We start from the raw sequence: 2,570 nt of genomic DNA on the forward strand, positions 1-2,570 counted from the left end.
TGGACCTTAAATAAGTGCTTGTTCAGGGTCTGAATTTGATTTTAGTAGTACCTCTTTTTATCAAAAAATTGATGTGAAGTATTGCAAAAGATAGATACTGTGACCCTTTCACTTGAGAAAAGCCAAACTGCCGGTTAAAAGTATTGACCCTAAATTTTGGCAATTACTATAGCGTGTGGGTCCAGTATTTTCGGCAGAGTTAGTATGGTGTAATCATGAAAACGTACCGCAAAACTGATTCAGATTAGGTCAGTTACTACAAGGCCACGGCAGTAATATGAAGCCTGCTTTCTGTCCAAATCACTAGCAACTCTAGCGATGTACTACTATTTACCCTCCGACAGAAGCATACATTCGTTCCATGGAGACATTAACGCTAGTTGTATATGCTCTAGGAAGTTGTTTCACCCATCTTTAAAGTAAGACCAACGCAGGATCTCACCGCGTCGTGAGCAAGCTCTGTACCTATCCTGACGGCTTACCTATTCACTAATCAAAATTAGCTTTATCTGCCTTCAATTGTTCAAAAATGAATAGGTATGTGAACGATAAAGGCGGGCTCTGGAACATAATTAGTTTCCTTGGGCCATCGGTTTAGGACTTTCTACCAGCTAAAAGATTACTATAAGTTATACTGTTTTTGTATTTACTTAATCATCAGGGATTTAGTTTTCCATCAGGAATCTAATTAAGAACTTAAAAAAGTTCTTAATTAGATTCCTGATGGAAAAGTTTTCTCATTAAAACCAACTATTGGTCAGTTCTTAATCTGGAACTTAAAATGGTTTAATTTTAGAACTTGATCAAGTTCTAAAGAAGCAAGTAGAGAACTTACTCAAAAAGGACGAGGAATTCCCGTGTGCTTGTAAAGTGAACTGGAAGTATTGACTGGCAGATGAAAGGTCATTTGCTGATGGCCTTATGAATGATCCAGTTTCCTAAATTCCTTGACAGTATACATGAAAAATGAGTTGTCTTACTGCGTTTAGGCTTTCATTACTTTGCCCAAAATTTTGAAGGTCGTATTCTTTACAAAACACTTTCTACTTAGCAATGGCCAGAATGTTACGGCGTCGGTTTCAAAAGAAGGGAGCCGAGCAGGATTACCACACGAAGGGCCGTCACTGCAAGTTCATTCTGAATGGTCAGGTACTAGCCATGCAATTCTATCGAAGTCACGAAACGACTGCTATATTCTTAAACTGAAACGCCGTCCAGAATTTTAGTGGGAAAGTGGCAAGATTATTAAAGTTGAAGCCTGAACGGTTCGTTTGAACTATTGAGCCGTCGGTGCGGTACAAGGGAGTGGCTCTGACCGAACGCATTTCAAAGACAATCTAGTACTACGACGAATCCCTGAAGGTAACTATCAGAAATTTTGGCAAACATAGTTTCGGAAAATGGGCTGATTTCCGGAAGGCGTCGGGAGGAAACCTGCTCTTTGCCTTCGCAGTAAAAACGAAACAGTTTATGTGGAAGACCAAAGCAATAGAAATCGAAAGTAGAAAGCTTCAAGATTCAGCCTCTCAGCTGCCCGCCAGCGTTATTGTAAAATTGAACTGATTACCAGATTTTTATATAAACAAAGTTCTTAAATAAGAATTTAAACAGGTCCTTAAATAAGAACCTGTTTAAACTATAAAGTACATGCTCATTTTAAAAAATTACTCGAAGTAGCTCTTTGTGAATAGAACTGGAATAAGTTCTATTTATGGTTCCTGTTTTAGTTCTTTTTAAAGAATCTTTTATGAAGGTCAGAAAAATTTCAATAGGTTTGTATGGTTCCTTACTAAGAACTGAATCAGGAACTATTTTAGGAATCTATATAACAACCTATAACAGAACGTATGATCATCACAGTAGGGGGTACAAAGGGAGGAAGTGGAAAGACTACGGTAGCTACGAACGTGGCTATTTTTCTTGCCGAACAGGGCAGAAAGGTACTTTTGGTTGATGCGGATGAGCAGGAAACCTCAGCGGATTTCACGGAATTCAGGCATGATACCTTTGAAGGCTTCGTAGGCTATACGTTGGTAAAGCTTAATGGGGATAAAATTTATACGTCAATTCGCGATCTGGGAGAGGTATTTTCTGATGTGGTCATTGATACGGGTGGCAGGGATACGATCTCCCAGCGGGCTTCGCTGACAGTCTCAGACGTATACCTGGTCCCTTTTGTTCCGCGTAGTTTTGAAATGTGGACCCTTGCCAAGGTTGAGAAGCTGGTCAAGGAAGTACGATTAATCAACCCGAAACTAAAATCTTTTTCAGTGCTTAATCGGGTAGAGGCCCGGAGCCAGTACGTAGAGTCATGGATGGAGTACCTCAAAGCATCGGAAGATATTGAATTTTTAGACGCTCAGTTAGGCGATCGGGTCGTATACAGTCATGCGGCTATCCGCGGTATGGGAATCAATGAATACAAGCCAAAAGATGCGACTGCGATTCGGGAGTTTACGGATTTTCTGCARAAGTTAATGGAACGGGTTCAGAACTCTAAACAAGTATAAGCATGGCAAAGGCAAAAATCCAGGTCAAGATGCCTACGAAGGAAAGCCCAGACTTCAACG

2 protein-coding genes are annotated in these 2,570 nt (G+C 40.2%); both read left to right on the plus strand.

Annotated features, from left to right (window positions below; genetic code table 11):
- Nucleotides 1-1,053 precede the first annotated feature (1,053 nt).
- Nucleotides 1,054-1,206: a hypothetical protein gene (locus BWI97_RS27870; protein WP_158242876.1), complete on the plus strand. Its 153-nt coding sequence runs from the start codon at nucleotides 1,054-1,056 to the stop codon at nucleotides 1,204-1,206.
- Nucleotides 1,207-1,847: 641 nt separating this feature from the next.
- The gene (locus tag BWI97_RS26465) at nucleotides 1,848-2,510 is read left to right on the plus strand and encodes an AAA family ATPase (protein ID WP_102203440.1); all 663 of its coding nucleotides are present in this window, start codon (nucleotides 1,848-1,850) and stop codon (nucleotides 2,508-2,510) included.
- The last annotated feature ends 60 nt before the right edge of the window (nucleotides 2,511-2,570 follow it).

Source organism: Siphonobacter sp. BAB-5405 (assembly GCF_002872335.1).
Taxonomy (GTDB): Bacteria; Bacteroidota; Bacteroidia; order Cytophagales; family Spirosomataceae; genus Siphonobacter.

Excerpts from the sequence above, each read along its gene's own strand:
- BWI97_RS27870 (WP_158242876.1), top strand. The coding sequence starts at position 1,054 with ATGGCCAGAATGTTACGGCGTCGGTTTCAAAAGAAGGGAGCCGAGCAG.